The organism is Mesorhizobium sp. B1-1-5 (assembly GCF_006443065.1).
GTDB lineage: Bacteria > Pseudomonadota > Alphaproteobacteria > Rhizobiales > Rhizobiaceae > Mesorhizobium.
This window is the reverse complement of record NZ_VFWS01000045.1, coordinates 23,100-37,536: the sequence shown is the minus strand read 5'-3', so window position 1 is coordinate 37,536 and position 14,437 is coordinate 23,100. Positions and strand designations below refer to the sequence as shown.

Annotated in this window: 12 protein-coding genes; 2 read left to right on the top strand and 10 right to left on the bottom strand. The window is 65.0% G+C overall.

Features of this window, described 5'->3' with window-relative positions; all coding sequences use genetic code 11:
* Positions 1 to 99: 99 nt before the first annotated feature.
* The 9 genes from FJ980_RS15890 to FJ980_RS15840 form a co-directional block, all read right to left on the bottom strand.
* Positions 100 to 1,038 carry an LLM class flavin-dependent oxidoreductase gene (locus FJ980_RS15890; RefSeq protein WP_140544255.1) on the bottom strand — a complete coding sequence of 313 codons (939 nt, stop codon included), beginning with the start codon at positions 1,036 to 1,038 and terminating at the stop codon, positions 100 to 102.
* Between the two features lie 220 nt (positions 1,039 to 1,258).
* The gene (locus FJ980_RS15885; protein WP_140544253.1) at positions 1,259 to 1,408 is read right to left on the bottom strand and encodes a hypothetical protein; all 150 of its coding nucleotides are present in this window, start codon (positions 1,406 to 1,408) and stop codon (positions 1,259 to 1,261) included.
* Positions 1,409 to 1,934: 526 nt separating this feature from the next.
* Entirely contained in the window at positions 1,935 to 2,879 is a 945-nt protein-coding gene (locus FJ980_RS15875) for an ABC transporter permease (protein WP_140544249.1), read from the bottom strand.
* Positions 2,876 to 3,931 carry an ABC transporter permease gene (locus tag FJ980_RS15870; RefSeq protein ID WP_140544247.1) on the bottom strand — a complete coding sequence of 352 codons (1,056 nt, stop codon included), beginning with the start codon at positions 3,929 to 3,931 and terminating at the stop codon, positions 2,876 to 2,878. The genes FJ980_RS15875 and FJ980_RS15870 overlap by 4 nt, the downstream gene beginning before the upstream one ends.
* Positions 3,931 to 5,442 carry an ABC transporter ATP-binding protein gene (locus FJ980_RS15865; protein ID WP_140544245.1) on the bottom strand — a complete coding sequence of 504 codons (1,512 nt, stop codon included), beginning with the start codon at positions 5,440 to 5,442 and terminating at the stop codon, positions 3,931 to 3,933. The genes FJ980_RS15870 and FJ980_RS15865 overlap by 1 nt, the downstream gene beginning before the upstream one ends.
* 227 nt (positions 5,443 to 5,669) lie before the next feature.
* Entirely contained in the window at positions 5,670 to 6,695 is a 1,026-nt protein-coding gene (locus tag FJ980_RS15855; protein ID WP_140544243.1) for a BMP family protein, read from the bottom strand.
* A 326-nt stretch (positions 6,696 to 7,021) separates the two neighbouring features.
* Entirely contained in the window at positions 7,022 to 9,091 is a 2,070-nt protein-coding gene (locus FJ980_RS15850) for a 3-hydroxyacyl-CoA dehydrogenase NAD-binding domain-containing protein (RefSeq protein ID WP_140544241.1), read from the bottom strand.
* A gap of 101 nt (positions 9,092 to 9,192) precedes the next feature.
* On the bottom strand, positions 9,193 to 9,783 hold the full coding sequence (locus FJ980_RS15845; RefSeq protein ID WP_140544239.1) for a hypothetical protein: 591 nt from the start codon (positions 9,781 to 9,783) through the stop codon (positions 9,193 to 9,195).
* 44 nt (positions 9,784 to 9,827) lie between these two features.
* On the bottom strand, positions 9,828 to 10,436 hold the full coding sequence (locus FJ980_RS15840; RefSeq protein WP_140544237.1) for a TetR/AcrR family transcriptional regulator: 609 nt from the start codon (positions 10,434 to 10,436) through the stop codon (positions 9,828 to 9,830).
* A gap of 78 nt (positions 10,437 to 10,514) precedes the next feature.
* Between FJ980_RS15840 and FJ980_RS15835 the strand changes: the two genes are divergently transcribed.
* Both FJ980_RS15835 and FJ980_RS15830 read left to right on the top strand, forming a co-directional pair.
* Positions 10,515 to 11,798, top strand: a complete 1,284-nt coding sequence (locus FJ980_RS15835) for an MFS transporter (RefSeq protein WP_140544235.1) — start codon at positions 10,515 to 10,517, stop codon at positions 11,796 to 11,798.
* Positions 11,799 to 12,159: 361 nt separating this feature from the next.
* A complete protein-coding gene (locus FJ980_RS15830; protein WP_140544233.1) occupies positions 12,160 to 13,734 on the top strand; it encodes an alkaline phosphatase in 1,575 nt (524 codons plus the stop codon).
* Between the two features lie 228 nt (positions 13,735 to 13,962).
* Here the strand turns inward: FJ980_RS15830 and FJ980_RS15825 are convergent, their stop codons facing one another.
* Complete coding sequence (locus FJ980_RS15825) at positions 13,963 to 14,244, bottom strand: hypothetical protein (RefSeq protein ID WP_140544259.1); 282 nt, start codon at positions 14,242 to 14,244, stop codon at positions 13,963 to 13,965.
* Positions 14,245 to 14,437: the final 193 nt, after the last annotated feature.

The window sequence follows — 14,437 nt, the reverse complement described above, 5'->3', positions numbered from 1 at the left end:
GAATGACGATCGCGATGGGCGTTTCGGCCAATCTCCAACGCATGCCACCTGCCAACGCAAACAGCCGACCGGTCAAAATTCCTGTGCAGTGGCATTAGTCTAGGACGCGCAGTGTTGCGCAAAGGGGTGCGAGGCGAACGCACCCGGCTGCGGGACCTGCGTCCCGCGTCGCGCCAGCGAATTCGCGACCAGCGTGATCGTCTCGCGCCCGATGCGGGCGATCTCGCTCAGGCGGTCGATGCCGCCGATCATGAACTCCTCGATGCCGAGCGCCGCATAGGGCAACAGCGCCAAGGCGAGCCCCGCCGGCGGCCCGGCAATCTCGACCGCCTTGTGATCCGAGGCGCCCGTCCAGCCGTTCGGGCGGATGGCTACCGGAAGCGCGAAGCGCAGCCTGCCGCCGCGGCCGTGCTCGGCGGCGGCGCTGCGCGCGCGCTCCATCAATTGCCTCACCTCGTCGGGCGAACCGGCGGTCAGCTCGAAGACATCTGCATGCTTGCCGGCGACCTTCAGCGCGGTGCCTGACTGGCCGCCGAGCCGGATGACGAGATCGGCGCCATGCGGGCCCTTGCGCGGCACGAAGCCGCCGCGCACGCTGTAGAAGGCGCCCTCATGGTCGAAGGGCCTGTCGTTCGACCACAGGCGCTTGAGCAACACCAGATATTCGTCGATGCGCTGCCACACCACGCTGTGGCCGACCGGCCGCGCCTCGGCGTCGCTGTCTTCAAGCGGCTCGCTCAGCATGCGAAGCGACAGACGCCCGCCGCTTCTACGGTCGAGCGCCGCGATCTGCCTTGCCGCCACCGTCGGCTCGATCACGCCGGCCCAATGCGTCAGCACCACCTCCAGCGAGCCGGTGCGGTCGAGCGTCTGCGCGGCGATGTCCATGTTGGTAAGCAGTCCGGCCGGATCGTCCACCACCAGCTTGCGAAAGCCGGCGTCCTCGATCAGCGACAATTTGGTCGCCGTCTCGGCGAAATCGTAGAAGAAGCTGCCATTGGCAGGCTTGCCTGGAACATGCGTGAACTCGATCGGCATTGCCATCTCCTCCATCACGTTGGGTCGCCCCGCTCCGAACCCCGAGTCAAATCCATTTTGGGCGCGCAACAGCGCGCCGGCCTTCTTCAGCTCCGATTACTCAACTCAGATTCTTGTACGGCGGGGTCTTTGGTTTAAGCAATTCCGGGCGGACGGCTACGGCGAAGCCGCCGAGCCCAACCGCTCACAATTTTCCTGGAATTGCCCTGGCCCCGCTCAGTCAGGGGATGATCCCGAAAACGACGGCGCCGGTGAACACGAAGGCAAGCGCAAAGACGAGATAGGCGAACGTGCCGCCATAGGCGGGCCTCCAGCTCTGGTCGGCGGCAAGCCTCTGGCCTTTGCGTTGGGCGTTCTGAATGTAGGACATGATCGATCCTCCGTCGCGACCATTAATCTATAAAGATAGTAGACTTTGTCGATTGTTATTTTTGGGCGATTTCTGGAACAAGATTTTTATGCAAGGCCAATTCGGGGTTTTTCATACTCATCGCCGGGCGCGGTCTGGTGGCTTTCGGAACAGGGGCGATTTGGCCAAAACCGCTCGAACCGAGCTCCGGAGTGTTCGCGGGCAAACATCAATCGCTCGAGCGGCCTTAGCCGCCTCGCCCATGAATTGAGCTTCGTCAACGGCACGCAGGCTTTCCAAGGTCCGTGTTCTTCGTCCAGGGACGGCCAGGCGCCCTTCCTCTACCCCGTCGATCGGGGGAGAGGTGTCGAGCGCAGCTCGACGGAGTGGGGTCGACCCTGGCGCGGCGCAGGAAGATTCGTGCGCCTGGGCCCATTTCAATATCCGTCGGCGGCGGTTGCAAGGTGGTTCCCCCACTCCGTCGCTGCTTCGCAGCACCACCTCTCCCCCCTCCGGAGGGAGAGGAAAGGGCGCCGAGTCCTACCGCCTACCGCTCCTCCCGCCGGAACGGCTTCAGCAGCGCCGAAGGCGCGACCGCGCTGCGCGACATGAAGGCCATGGCGACGATGGTGAAGATGAAGGGCAGCATCAGGAAGGCTTCGTAGGGGATGTGGCCGAGGCCGCTCGCCTGCATCCTGAGCTGCAGCGCATCGACGAAGGCAAAAAGCAGCGCCGCGCCCGCCGAGCGCCAGGGATCCCAGCGGCCGAACACGACTAGCGCGATCGCCACCCAGCCACGCCCGGATACGACGCCGAAGGTGAAGGCGTTGAACTGCGCCATGGTGAGGAAGGCGCCGGCAAGGCCCATCAGCGCGCCGCCGAGGATCACCGCCTGGAAGCGCGTGGCGATCACGCTGACGCCGGCCGAATCTGCCGCGCGCGGATTCTCGCCGACCATGCGCACCGACAGCCCCCATGGCGTGCGATAGAGCACGAAGGCGGCGAGCGGAACGGCGATGATTGCGAGATAAACCAGCGTGAACTGGTTGAACACCGCCGGGCCGAGGATCGGGATGTCCGAAAGCAGCGGGATCGGCACCGTCTTGAAGCCGTCGATGCTCGGCGGCACCGATTGCTGGCCGAAGATCAGCCGGTAGAGGAAATAGGCAAGGCCGGATGAGAACAGCGTCACGCCGATGCCGCAGACATGCTGGCTGAGGCCCAACGCCACGGTGAACAGCGCATGCAGCGCGCCCATCAGCGCCCCGACCAGCGCGGCCACCAGCACGCCCAGCCAAAGGCTGCCGCTGAGGCTCGCGGCGGTGAATCCGGCCATCGCCGACAGCAGCATGATGCCTTCGATGCCGAGATTGAGCACGCCGGCGCGCTCGGAGAACATTTCGCCGAGCGTCGCGAAAGCAAGCGGCGTGGCGATGCGGATGATGGCGGCGAGAAAGCCGACCTGGAAGATCTGCTCGAACACCGCGCTCATGTTTGCGCTCCCACGCGGCGGATGCGGTAGGCGGTGAACAGCAGCGCCACCAGCATGGCCAGCAGCGCCGTGCCCTGGATGACATCGCTTAAGAACGCCGGCACGCCGGTCGCTCGCGACATCGCCTCGGCCCCGGTCATGACGGCGGCCAGGAAGATCGCCGCCGGTACCACGCCGAGCGGGTTGAGCCTGGCAAGCATCGCGACGACGATGCCGGAATAGCCGTAACCCGGCGAGATGTCGCTCATCACCTGGAAGTGGACGCCGCCGACCTCGCCGACGCCGGCCAGCCCGGCCAGCGCGCCGGAGAGCAGCGCGGTGGAAAGCAGCACGCGCTGGACGTTGATGCCGCCATAGCGCGCGGCTTCCGGGTTTTCGCCGGTGACGCGGATACGGAAGCCAAGTGTGGTGCGGGCGATCAGGAACCAGCAAAGGGGTGCGGCGATCAGCGCCGCGATGACGCCGAGATGCAGCCTTGTGCCTTCGATCAGCACCGGGAAATTGGCCGAATCCTCGATCGGCGGCGAGATCGGGTAGCCGGAGAAGGTGTCCTTCCACGGCCCCTCGATCAGCGCCATCAGCGCGTAATAGATGACCGAGTTGAGCAGCAGCGAGCTGACCACGTCGTCGACCTTGAATTTGACGCGCAATGTCGCCGGCACCAGCGCGACGAGAGCGCCGGCGGCGGCGCCTACAAGGGCCATCAGCAGCATGGCGAGGTAGCCCGGCATCGGGATGGCGCCGACAAAGCAGCTTGCCACCGCGCCGGCGAGCAGCTGGCCCTCGGCGCCGATGTTCCAGAATTTGGCGCGGAAGGCGATCGCCACCGCCAGGCCGGTGAAGATCATCGGGGCGGCGCGCACCAGCGTCTCGGTGATGGCGTAGCTGTCGCCGAGGGATGCAGACAGCATCACGCCATAGGCCTCGATCACGCCGGCGCCGGTCACAGCGATGAGGCCGCTGCATAGGACTAGTGTGGCGGCGATGGCGACCAGCGGCAGCGCGAGGTTGAACCAGGCCGGCGTCGACGTGCGGGCTTCGAGGCGAAACATCAGGCGTGCCCCTCCGCGCCGGTCATCATCAGGCCGAGCCTTGCGACGGTGGCGTCAGCGCTCGAAAGCGTGCCGGCGATGCGGCCCTCATACATCACGGCGATGTGATCCGAGAGCATCAGCAATTCCTCGAGGTCCTCGCCGATGACGATGATGCCGCAGCCCCTGGCGCGCATGGCGAGGAATTTCTCGTGGATGAAGCGGGCGGCGCCGATGTCGAGGCCGCGCGTCGGCTGCGAGACGATCAGCACCTTGGGGTCGAAAGCGAGCTCGCGCGCAAGAAGCGCCTTTTGCAGATTGCCGCCGGACAGAGCGCCGGCGCGCACCATCGGTCCGGGGCAGCGTATGTCATAGGCCTTGATCTGTTGCTCGGCAAAGGCGCGGATGGCGGCGGGATTGAGCAATCCTTTGCGGCTGAAGGCCTCGGTGCCGATACGCGGCAGCACCATGGAGTCGGCCAAAGGCAGGTTGGTGACGAGGCCGGTCGTCATCCGGTCTTCCGGGATGCGGCCGAGCCGGAGCGCCTGCAGCTCGCGCGGCGAAAAATGCGTCACCGCTTTGCCGGCTATCATCATGGTGCCAGCCCTCGGCGGCAGCATGCCGGAAATGACGTCGGCCAGCGCACGCTGGCCGTTGCCGGAAACGCCGGCGATGCCGAGGATCTCGCCCGCGCGGACGAAAAGCGAGACCTCGCGCAGCGGCGTGCCGGCGTGGGCGGAGGTGGATATGCCGTCGAGCGTCAGCACGGAAGCACCGGGCGTCGAAGCCTGCTTGACCGGCGGGACGATTTCGTGGCCGCACATCAGCTTGGCCATTTCCGCCGATGTGGTGCCTGCCGGATGATCGACGCGACCGGCGACCTTGCCGTGGCGCAGCACGACGCAGCGATGGGTGAGGGCCCTGACTTCGTTGAGCTTGTGCGAGATGAAGATGATGCCGAGCCCTTGCGCCGTCATCGAGCGAAGGGCGGCGAATAGGCCGTCCACTTCGCTCGGCGCCAGCACCGCCGTCGGCTCGTCGAGGATCAAAAGCCTGGCGCCGCGGAACAGCGCCTTGACGATTTCCAGCCGCTGCTGCTCGCCGACCGACAGCGCCGACACCGGCAGGTTCGGATCGAGGCTCAGCCCATATTGCCGGCTGATTTCGTCCAGGCGGGCAAGCCCGCGAGCACGATCGATGCGGCCGGATTTGCCGGGAATGCCGATCAGGAGGTTCTCCAGCACCGTGAGGCGCGGCGCGAGGTGAAAATGCTGGTGCACCATGCCGATGCCGGCGGCCAGGGCGTCGGCGGAATTGTGGATGGCGACCGGCCTGCCTTCGACCAGGATCTCGCCGGCGTCCGGCGCATAGGCGCCGAACAGCACGTTCATCAGCGTCGTCTTGCCGGCGCCGTTCTCGCCGAGCAGGCCGAGAATCTCGCCGGGTGCGACGCTGAGGTCGACGGCCTCGTTCGCCTTGACGGCGCCGAAGCTCTTGGTGATGCCGCGCATTTCGATGAGTGGGGCGGACAAGGGTGCTCCTGCAGGATTGGCTAAACTTGAAAGGGCGTGCCTGGCGCACCCCCCTCTGGCCTGCCGGCCATGTCCCCCTCAAGGGGGGGAGATTGAATGTCACGCCAGCCTTCGCCGACTTTCGACGTTGAAAAAGATCGAGCGCCGTCGACGGAACTGCCAATCTCCCCCCTTGAAGGGGAGATGTCCGGCAGGACAGAGAGGGGGGCTTCGCGCCGCCCCAGGCGTCAATCCGAAACCGGCGTGTTCTCGTCGACGTCGACGCGGAAATTGCCTTCGAGAATCTCGGCCTTCTTCTTCTCGACCAGGTCCTTGACGTCCGCCGGCAGCGTTTTGTCGAACTTGTGGAAGGGCGCCAGATACGAGCCGCCCTTGGCCATGCGCGAGAAATCGCCATAGTCCTGCGCGGTGAAGACGCCGGCCTTGACCAGCTTGATCGCCTGCTCGACCGTTGGGTACATGTCCCACACCGGGCCGGTGATGACGGTATCCGGCCCGAGGCTGGACTGGTCGGACATGTTGGAGATGGCGAAGATCTTCTTCTCCACGGCCGCCTCGATGACGCCGAAGCGCTCGGCATAGATGACATCGACGCCGGCATCGATCTGCGCCACGGCCGCTTCCTTGGCCTTGGGCGGATCGAAGAAGGAGCCGATGAAGGCGACCTTCTTCTTGACGTTCGGGTTGACCTCCTTGGCGCCGGCAAAGAAGGCGTTGACCAGCCGGTTGACTTCCGGAATGCCCATCGCCGCGACGGCGCCGACCGTGCCCGATTTCGACATCTTTCCGGCGATCATGCCGGAGAGATAGGCGGGCTCATGGATCCAGTTGTCGAAGACGCCGAAATTGGGCTCGGCCGGACCGGCGCCCGAGCCGAACAGCCATGCCGTCTTCGGGAATTGCTTGGCCGTGCGGCGCGACTCGCGCTCGGCGGCGAAGGCGTCGCCCAGCACCAGCTGGTAGCCGCCTTGAGCATATTCGCGCATCACACGGCTGAAGTCGGCGGTCTGCACCTTTTCCGACCATTTGTATTCGATGCCCAGCTCCTTCTCGGCCTTCTGCAGGGCGACATGGATCTGGTTGTCCCACGGCTCCTCGATCGGCGTGGCGAAGATCGCCGCCACCTTCAGTTTCTTGTCCTTGGCGAAGGCCGCGCCGGGCAGCACGGTGGCCGCGAGACCGAGCGCGCCGAGTTCCAGCACGTTGCGCCGCGACAGGCCGGCGCGTTGCGTTTTGCTACGTTCGTTTTCCATTGAAGTGCCCCTCTGTTCGACAGCCGTGTCGAGCCGGCCGTTCAAAAATGTCAGACGAGCGACTATGGAACGGCGCCTGAGATTTGTCCACGTGGTCAAATTTGGTGGATAGGGACAGTGCGAGGCTGGAAGCGCTGGCGGGACAGCGCCCCCCTCTGTCCTGCCGGACATCTCCCCCACAAGGGGGGGAGATCAGCCGTCGCCTCGGCTTTCGCCAATCTCCTACGTCGCAGGAACGGGCGGGGCGCCGGAACAGCTAATCTCCCCCTCGTGGGGAAATGGCCGGCAGGCCAGAGGGGGGCGCGAAGGATCGCGGCGTAACGCCGCTATCCGCCCGCAACCGCCCACGATCCCATCTCGGCAAACCGCCTCAACGCCGGCGCCGGCTCGAAGATCGGCCGGCCGGTCCGCCCATGCCAGAATTCCAGCCGCTCGACGATCTTCGCCGCGCCTGCGACCCCGGCCCAGAACATCGGCCCACCCTTGCCGATCGGGAAGCCGTAGCCATTGACCCAGACGACATCGATGTCGGACGCGCGTGCTGCGACGCTTTCCTCGAGAATCCTCGCGCCCTCGTTGACCAAGGGATAAAGCGTGCGTTCGAGAATCTCCTCGGCGCCGATCTCGCGATGAGGGATCCCAAGCTCTTCCGCCTTCGCCCGGATCAGCGCCTCGACTTCCGGATCGGCAACCGGCTCACGCGAGCCGGCCTCATAGTGGTACCAGCCGCGCCCGGTCTTCTGGCCGAAATGGCCCTGCTCGCACAGCGCATCGGCGATCACAGCCGTCTGGCCGCGCGCCTTGCGGTTGCGCCAGCCGATATCGAGGCCGGCGAGATCGCCCATCTGGAACGGCCCCATCGGCCAGCCGAAATCGGTGAACGCCTTGTCGACCTGGCTTGGCGTCGCGCCTTCCAGCAACAGCGCTTCATTCTCGGCGCCGCGCGCGGACAGCATACGGTTGCCGGCAAAACCGTGGCAGACGCCGACGACGACCGCGACCTTGCCGATGCGCCGCGCGAGGTCGGTGACCGTCGCCAGCACCTCGGGCGCGGTCTTTTCGGCGCGAACGATCTCAAGGAGCTTCATGACGTTTGCCGGCGAAAAGAAATGCATGCCGAGCACATCTTGCGGCCGCGAGGTCGAGGCGGCGATTTCGTTCACGTCGAGATAGGAGGTGTTGGTGGCGAGGATGGCGCCAGGCTTGGCGATCGCGTCGAGCCTGCCGAAGACGTCCTTTTTGACCGCCATGTCCTCGAACACGGCCTCTATGATCAAATCACAATCGGCGAGATCGGCGTAGTCGGTGCTGCTCTTGAACAGATCAAGCCGCTTTTGCTTCGCCTCCTCGGTCAATGAGCCGCGGCTGACGGAGACGGCATAATTCTTCTCGATCGTCGCCAGTCCGCGGCGCAGCGCCTCCTCGCTCGTCTCGAGCAAAGTCACCGGGAGACCGCCATTGGCGAAGGCCATGGCGATGCCGCCGCCCATGGTGCCGGCGCCGATCACGCCGACGCGCTCTATCCGGCGCTTCCGCAAATCCTTGCCCGGCACCTTCGCCGCCTCGCGCTCGGCGAAAAAAAGATGCCGCTGCGCGCGCGACTGGTCGCCGGAAACGAGCTTTTGGAAAAGCTGCCGCTCGGCCGCGAGGGCTGCGTCGAACGGCAAGGTGATCGCGTTGCGCACGGCTTCGGCGCAGGCAAGCGGCGCGTCCAGTCCGCGGGCTTTTCTTGCCAGATCGGCGGCTTGGCGGTCGAAGGCTGCGAGATCGGACCCGGCAAGGCGGTCATTGCGGTCACGCACCGGCACGAACGGCCCGCCTCGATCAGCCATTTCGTGGGCGAAACGAACCGCCTCTGCCAAGAGATCGGTGTCGACAACCGCATCGGCAAGACCGGCGGCCTTTGCCTCGCCGGCCGAGATCGGGCTGCCCGAGACGATCATGCCGAGCGCTTTCGCGGCGCCGACCAGGCGTGGCAAACGTACGGTCCCGCCGCCGCCCGGCAACAGGCCGAGCTTTACCTCCGGCAGGCCGAGCTTGGCGGCGGCGTCCGAGACGCGAAAATGGCAGCCCAGTGCCAGTTCCAGCCCGCCGCCCAGCGCCGTGCCGTGGATGGCGGCGACCGTCGGCTTGGGAATCGTTTCCAGCAGGGCGATAATGGCGCGCAATTCCGGTTGCTCGACCGGCTTGCCGAATTCGGTGATGTCGGCGCCGGCCACGAAAGTGCGCCCGGCGCAGGCGATGACGATGGCCCTCGCGGCGGGATCGTCGCGCAAAGCGGTGAGCGCCTCATAAAGCGGCTTGCGGACATGAAAACTGAGCGCATTGACAGGCGGATTGTCGATGGTGACCACCGCCACGCCGTTCTCGTTTGCGACGCTGACAGAACTGGACAAGCGGACCTCCCGAGACCGGCTGCAATCGCGCAAGGGTTTACTAGGCAGCGAGGCGAATGGGAACCCGATGCGGCTCTGGCCCTATGGTTGGCGAGGCCCGGTTAATTGTCGACCCGGCCGAAGGGCGGCACGTCGCCGATCACCTCTCGCTTGTCCTTGCCGCAGGCGAAGGTCTTCGCCTTTTCGTCGGCGAGCTTGCGCGCCTGGTCGTTGGCCTGCGGATTGCCGGTGGCTAAAACCAGGCCGATCGTGCAGCCCTGGTGCTCTTCCGGTTGCGCCACCTTGGCGACGACCAGCACATCGGTCGATTTCTTCTCGTCCTCGGGATTGTTGACGGAGCGGCGGTGGATCGCGGCGAAGGGGATGGCGACGTCGCCATTGGTCTCGATGCGCCATTCCACTTTCGGGCCGGAGCCGTTGAAGGCGGTGAAGCTCTCCCAGATCGCGGTCATGTCGTCGGACGGAAAGCCGTAATAGACGGATTCGCGCGCGTCGTCGTAGCCGATCAGCACCGGGTAGCCGCGATAGCCTGAGCAGACGAGGCTCGCCCAGTCGCCGTCGCCTTCCCCGGCCTGCGCATAGGTCACGCAGTCCCTCTTCGAGTCGAGATCGGTATAGGCGCTGGAGATGTCGCCGGCCTGGGCCGCCTGGCAGAAACCGGCGAGGGCAACCGGGATCAGAAGAGCTCGCATTACTGGCAACTCCGTTCGAGTTGCCGGAAGCGTAACGTCAATCGCTATTTCTTCAAGCTGGCTTCGATCAAGAGGTCGGCGTTGCGGGCGACCGCCGCCGCCGGTCCGCCCAGGCCGAAAAGTTGGCCGCTGATATAGGCGCCTTCGATGAGCAGTAGCAGGCCGTCACCCAGCGTATCGGAATCGGCGGCGCCCATTGCGGCGGCCATGGCGCGCAGTCGCCGGCGCAATTCGACTTTGTTGTTCTCGCTCACCACCCGCGCGGGGTGGCCGCGCTCGGGATATTCCACCGCAGCATTGGTCATGCCGCAGCCGCGATAGTCCGGCTTTTGCGTGCGTTTGCCGACGCGGGTCAGGAAAGCGATAATCTGCGCGCGCGGATCGCCCGGATGCGCGTCGACTGCCTCGTCGAAGCGCTCCCAGAATTCGAGGTCGTATTTCCGCAGATAGGAGGCGGCAAGCTCGTCCTTGGACGGAAAGCTGCGGTACAGGCTCGGCTTGGTGACGCCGGCGCGCCTGACGATCTCGTCGACGCCGATCGCTCTTATGCCCTCGCGGTAAAAGAGGTCGCGCGCCACGTCCAGGATCTTGTCCGCCGCCCTGGGAGCAGGGGGCTCGCTGATCGACGCTTCAATTTTATTGTCGGATGGCATTCAAACAACTCGCTTGACAATGTTACTGACCGGTACGTATGTATGGTCTCACCCCATTGCAACGTACCGGTCAGTAACATGATAATCCAGTCCCGTCCGTTTGGCCAGCGCTACGCATTCGTCGTCGTTGCCGTCATTTTCTTGTGCCTGCTGATCGCGGCCGGGCTCCGTTCGGCGCCCTCGGTGATGATGGTGCCGCTGGAGGAAAGCTTCGGCTGGCATCGCGACGTAACGTCCTGGGCCGCCAGCGTCGGCATCCTGCTTTACGGGCTGACCGGTCCGTTCGCCGCGGCGCTGATGGAACGCATTGGGCTGCGCCGTACGCTGCTCGGCTCGCTGCTGGTGATGTCGGGATCGACCGCGCTCAGCCTGTTCATGACTGAGCCATGGCATCTTTTCATTACCTGGGGCGTGTTTTCCGGCATCGGTTCGGGCGCAGTGGCGAGCGTGCTCGGCGCCACCATCGTCAACCGTTGGTTCAAGACCAATCGCGGCCTGATAATGGGCCTGATGTCGGCCTCCAGCGCCACCGGCATGCTGGTCTTCCTGCCGCTCATCGCCTCGCTGGCGCAGAGCGGCGGCTGGAAGCCGGTGGCGATCGCCGTGGCGCTGGCCACCGCAGCGCTGATCCCGTTCGTCTTGCTGCTGGTGCCGGAGCGCCCGGCTTCGATCGGCCAGGTTCGCTACGGCGCCGATGCCGGCGACGTGCCGCCGGTGTCGCCTGCATCGCAGGGCAATTTCCTGGCGCACACGCTGAACACGCTGCGCCGCGCGGCGGGCACGCGGGTGTTCTGGTACCTGTTCGCCACCTTCTTCGTCTGCGGCTTCACCACCAACGGCCTCGTCGGCACGCATCTCATCGCCTTCTGCGGCGATATGGGCATCGGCGAGGTGCAGGCGGCCGGGCTGTTGTCGATGATGGGCATTTTCGACCTGATCGGCACGACATTGTCCGGCTGGCTCACCGACCGTTTCGATCCGCGCAAGCTGCTCGGCGTTTATTACGCGGTGCGCGGTCTGTCGCTGATCTACCTGCCCTATTCCGGCTTCTCGGCGACCAGCCTGGTCATCTTCGCCGTGCTCTACGGGCTCGACTGGATCGCCACCGTGCCGCCGACGCTGAGGCTTGCCAACGAGGCGTTCGGCGACCGCAGCGGACCGATCGTGTTCGGCTGGATCGTCGCCGGCCACCAGGTGGGCGCCGCGGCCGCCGCCGCCTTCGGCGGCACGATGCGCGAGCTGCAGGGCAATTACGAGCTGGCCTTCCTGATTGCCGGCATGACGGGTATCGCGGCGGCTTGTATTTCGCTGCTGATCAATACGAGCAGGCCGGCGTTCGAGCCGGAACCGCAGGCGGCTTGAGGCGCGACTTTCCCTTCTCCCCTTGTGGGAGAAGGTGGCCGCGAAGCGGCCGGATGAGGGGTGCTCCAGGGAACGCCGACGTCTCACTCCGCTGGAGTATCAGCGTCTCACTCCGCTGGAACACCCCTCATCCGTCTCGGCGCTGCGCGCCGATCCACCACCCGGCCCTTCGCAGGCTCAGGGCGTTCGAAGCTCGACAAGCCAAGCAATTGGCTTTTTGTCCGCTGCGCGGACCGCTTCTCACCCCACAAGGGGAGAAGGAAGATGTCGACTGTTATCAAAACTTCATGGTTCCGATATGCGCCTGAAACATTGAGGCGAGAGCTTGGCGGTCCCGCTCAATGCCATCCCGGAGACAGCCATGAACAAGCTTTCGCTCACCCGCCGCGCCTTCGTCACTTCGGCCAGCGCCTTCGGCCTTGTCGGCGCCTCCGGTCTGGCGCTGCCCTATTATTCCCGCGCCAGCCAGCGTCCGGCGTTCACGCATGGCGTCCAGTCCGGCGACGTCGACGCCACGTCGGGCATGGTCTGGGCCCGCACCGATCGCCCGGCGCGCGTGATGTATGAAGTGTCGACCACCGAAAGTTTCGCCAATGCGACGCGGCTGGCTGCGCTCGATACCTCGCCGGCCAGCGACTACACGGTGAAGCGGCTGCTCACCGATCTCGCCTCGGATCAGGACATCTTCTACCGCATGACTGCTGCCGATCTTTCCGACATCAATGCCGTGTCCGAGCCGATCGTCGGCCGCTTCCGCACCGCGCCGTCGTCGAAGCGCGACGTGCGCTTCGCCTGGTCGGGCGACACCGCCGGCCAGGGCTGGGGTATCGACGAGACCGGCATGAAGACCTATTCGACCATCGCCAAGCACACGCCGGACTTCTTCCTGCATTCCGGCGACACGATCTATGCCGACGGCGCTATGAAGGACGAGGTTGACCTGCCCGGCGGCGGCAAGTGGAAGAACGTCGTCATGATCGACGGCAAGCGCAAGGTGGCCGAGACGCTGGACGAGTACCGCGACCAGTGGAAGTACAACATGATGGACAAGCATGTGCTTGGCCTGTCGGCCATCTGCCCGACCTTCTACCAGTGGGACGACCACGAGGTGCTCAACAACTGGTCGGATTCCAAGGACCTGACCGCCGACGATCGCTACAAGGAAAAGTCGATCCATGTGCTGGCGGCCAGGGCGGCTCGCGCCTTCCATGAAATGACGACCATCCGCTACGAGCCGTCGGAGCCGGGTCGCGTCTACCGCAAGGCCTCGCATGGGCCGCTGCTCGACGTGTTCTTCCTCGACATGCGCTCCTATCGCGGCCCGAACGGCCCCGACATGGAAGAGACGCTGACGCCGAAGTCGCGCATGATCGGCGAGGAGCAGTCCAAGTGGCTGAAGCGCGAGCTGGCGAATTCCAAGGCGACGTGGAAGGTCATCGCCGCCGACATGCCGCTCAGCCTGGTCGTCTGGAACGACGCGGCGAAGAAGGTCGGCTTCGAAGCTGTCAGCAACAACGACAACGGTGCGCCAAAGGGCCGTGAGCTGGAATTCGCCGACGTGCTGCGCTTCATCAAGAATGCCGGGATTACCAACACGGTGTGGCTGACCGCCGACGTCCACTACACCGCGGCGCATTACTACAATCCCGACAAGGCTCAGTTCCAGGATTTCAATCCGTTCTGGGAATTCGTTTCCGGTCCGATCCACGCCGGCACCTTCGGCCCCAACGACCTCGACATGACCTTCGGGCCGGAGCTGAAATTCATCAAGGCGCCGACCGCCGAGCAGGGCCAGAACCTGCCGCCGTCGGCCGGGCTGCAGTTCTTCGGTCTGGTCGACATTTCCGGCGCGACGGAACAGCTCACCGTGCGGCTGATGGATCGCGACGACAACGAGCTTTACAAGGTCACGCTCGATCCGGTGCGGTCGGCTTAGGCTGCGTTGATATTCAGGTGATGCCGGCCTGCGAACAATGGTTTCCTGCGCTTCCGGTGCTCACGTACTTTAAGTACGCTCCGCTCCGGTTCTCGGAAACCACCGTTCTCGGCTCGGCCTGACCTGAATCTCAACGCACCCTAGGCGAGCAGCAGCGTCAAAGATCTATGCCGTGACGTCAAAGCGCTGCCGTGGTCCAGAACCAATTCGGAAATGCGATGAAGAGCGTCAATCAGGGTAGCAAGCCCGGGGAATTTTCGGCCAGACCGCAGTGTCGCAGTTGGCATCCTTCTGGCGCTGCTTGAAGGCGGCGCTGACCGGGCCGGTGACGATCGGGTCGACGCCGTCGGGGGCGTCGGCGAACATCTGCTGCGCGGTCCTGGCGTCGGGCGGCGCGATCGGGTCGGCTTGCCGAAGCGTAGCCGCCGATTGCGCGGCGCCGGCCGCGACGAGCACGCCAAGCGCGGCCCACGCAAAAACCGGACGCAATCTGGACATAGGATCGGTCATGAACATCGAACTGTCCGGCCCCTCAAAGGTTCCGCCTTGGTTAACGGAATCATTTCACACCAAGACGTTTAAGAATCAGTGACCATGTATTTGGGGTCGGGCCTCCCCTTTCGCAAATGCGAAAAACCTTGTATGAGCCGCGCAACCGAAAAAGGCGGCGCCTCTGGGCCTGCTGCCTGCAACACTCCCGAGA

Bases quoted from the DNA above. Each gene is read 5' to 3' on its own strand.
- FJ980_RS15890 (WP_140544255.1), bottom strand. From the start codon at position 1,038: ATGCCGATCGAGTTCACGCATGTTCCAGGCAAGCCTGCCAATGGCAGC.
- FJ980_RS15885 (WP_140544253.1), bottom strand. From the start codon at position 1,408: ATGTCCTACATTCAGAACGCCCAACGCAAAGGCCAGAGGCTTGCCGCC.
- FJ980_RS15875 (WP_140544249.1), bottom strand. From the start codon at position 2,879: ATGAGCGCGGTGTTCGAGCAGATCTTCCAGGTCGGCTTTCTCGCCGCC.
- FJ980_RS15870 (WP_140544247.1), bottom strand. From the start codon at position 3,931: ATGTTTCGCCTCGAAGCCCGCACGTCGACGCCGGCCTGGTTCAACCTC.
- FJ980_RS15855 (WP_140544243.1), bottom strand. From the start codon at position 6,695: ATGGAAAACGAACGTAGCAAAACGCAACGCGCCGGCCTGTCGCGGCGC.
- FJ980_RS15845 (WP_140544239.1), bottom strand. From the start codon at position 9,783: ATGCGAGCTCTTCTGATCCCGGTTGCCCTCGCCGGTTTCTGCCAGGCG.
- FJ980_RS15840 (WP_140544237.1), bottom strand. From the start codon at position 10,436: ATGCCATCCGACAATAAAATTGAAGCGTCGATCAGCGAGCCCCCTGCT.
- FJ980_RS15835 (WP_140544235.1), top strand. From the start codon at position 10,515: ATGATAATCCAGTCCCGTCCGTTTGGCCAGCGCTACGCATTCGTCGTC.
- FJ980_RS15830 (WP_140544233.1), top strand. From the start codon at position 12,160: ATGAACAAGCTTTCGCTCACCCGCCGCGCCTTCGTCACTTCGGCCAGC.
- FJ980_RS15825 (WP_140544259.1), bottom strand. From the start codon at position 14,244: ATGACCGATCCTATGTCCAGATTGCGTCCGGTTTTTGCGTGGGCCGCG.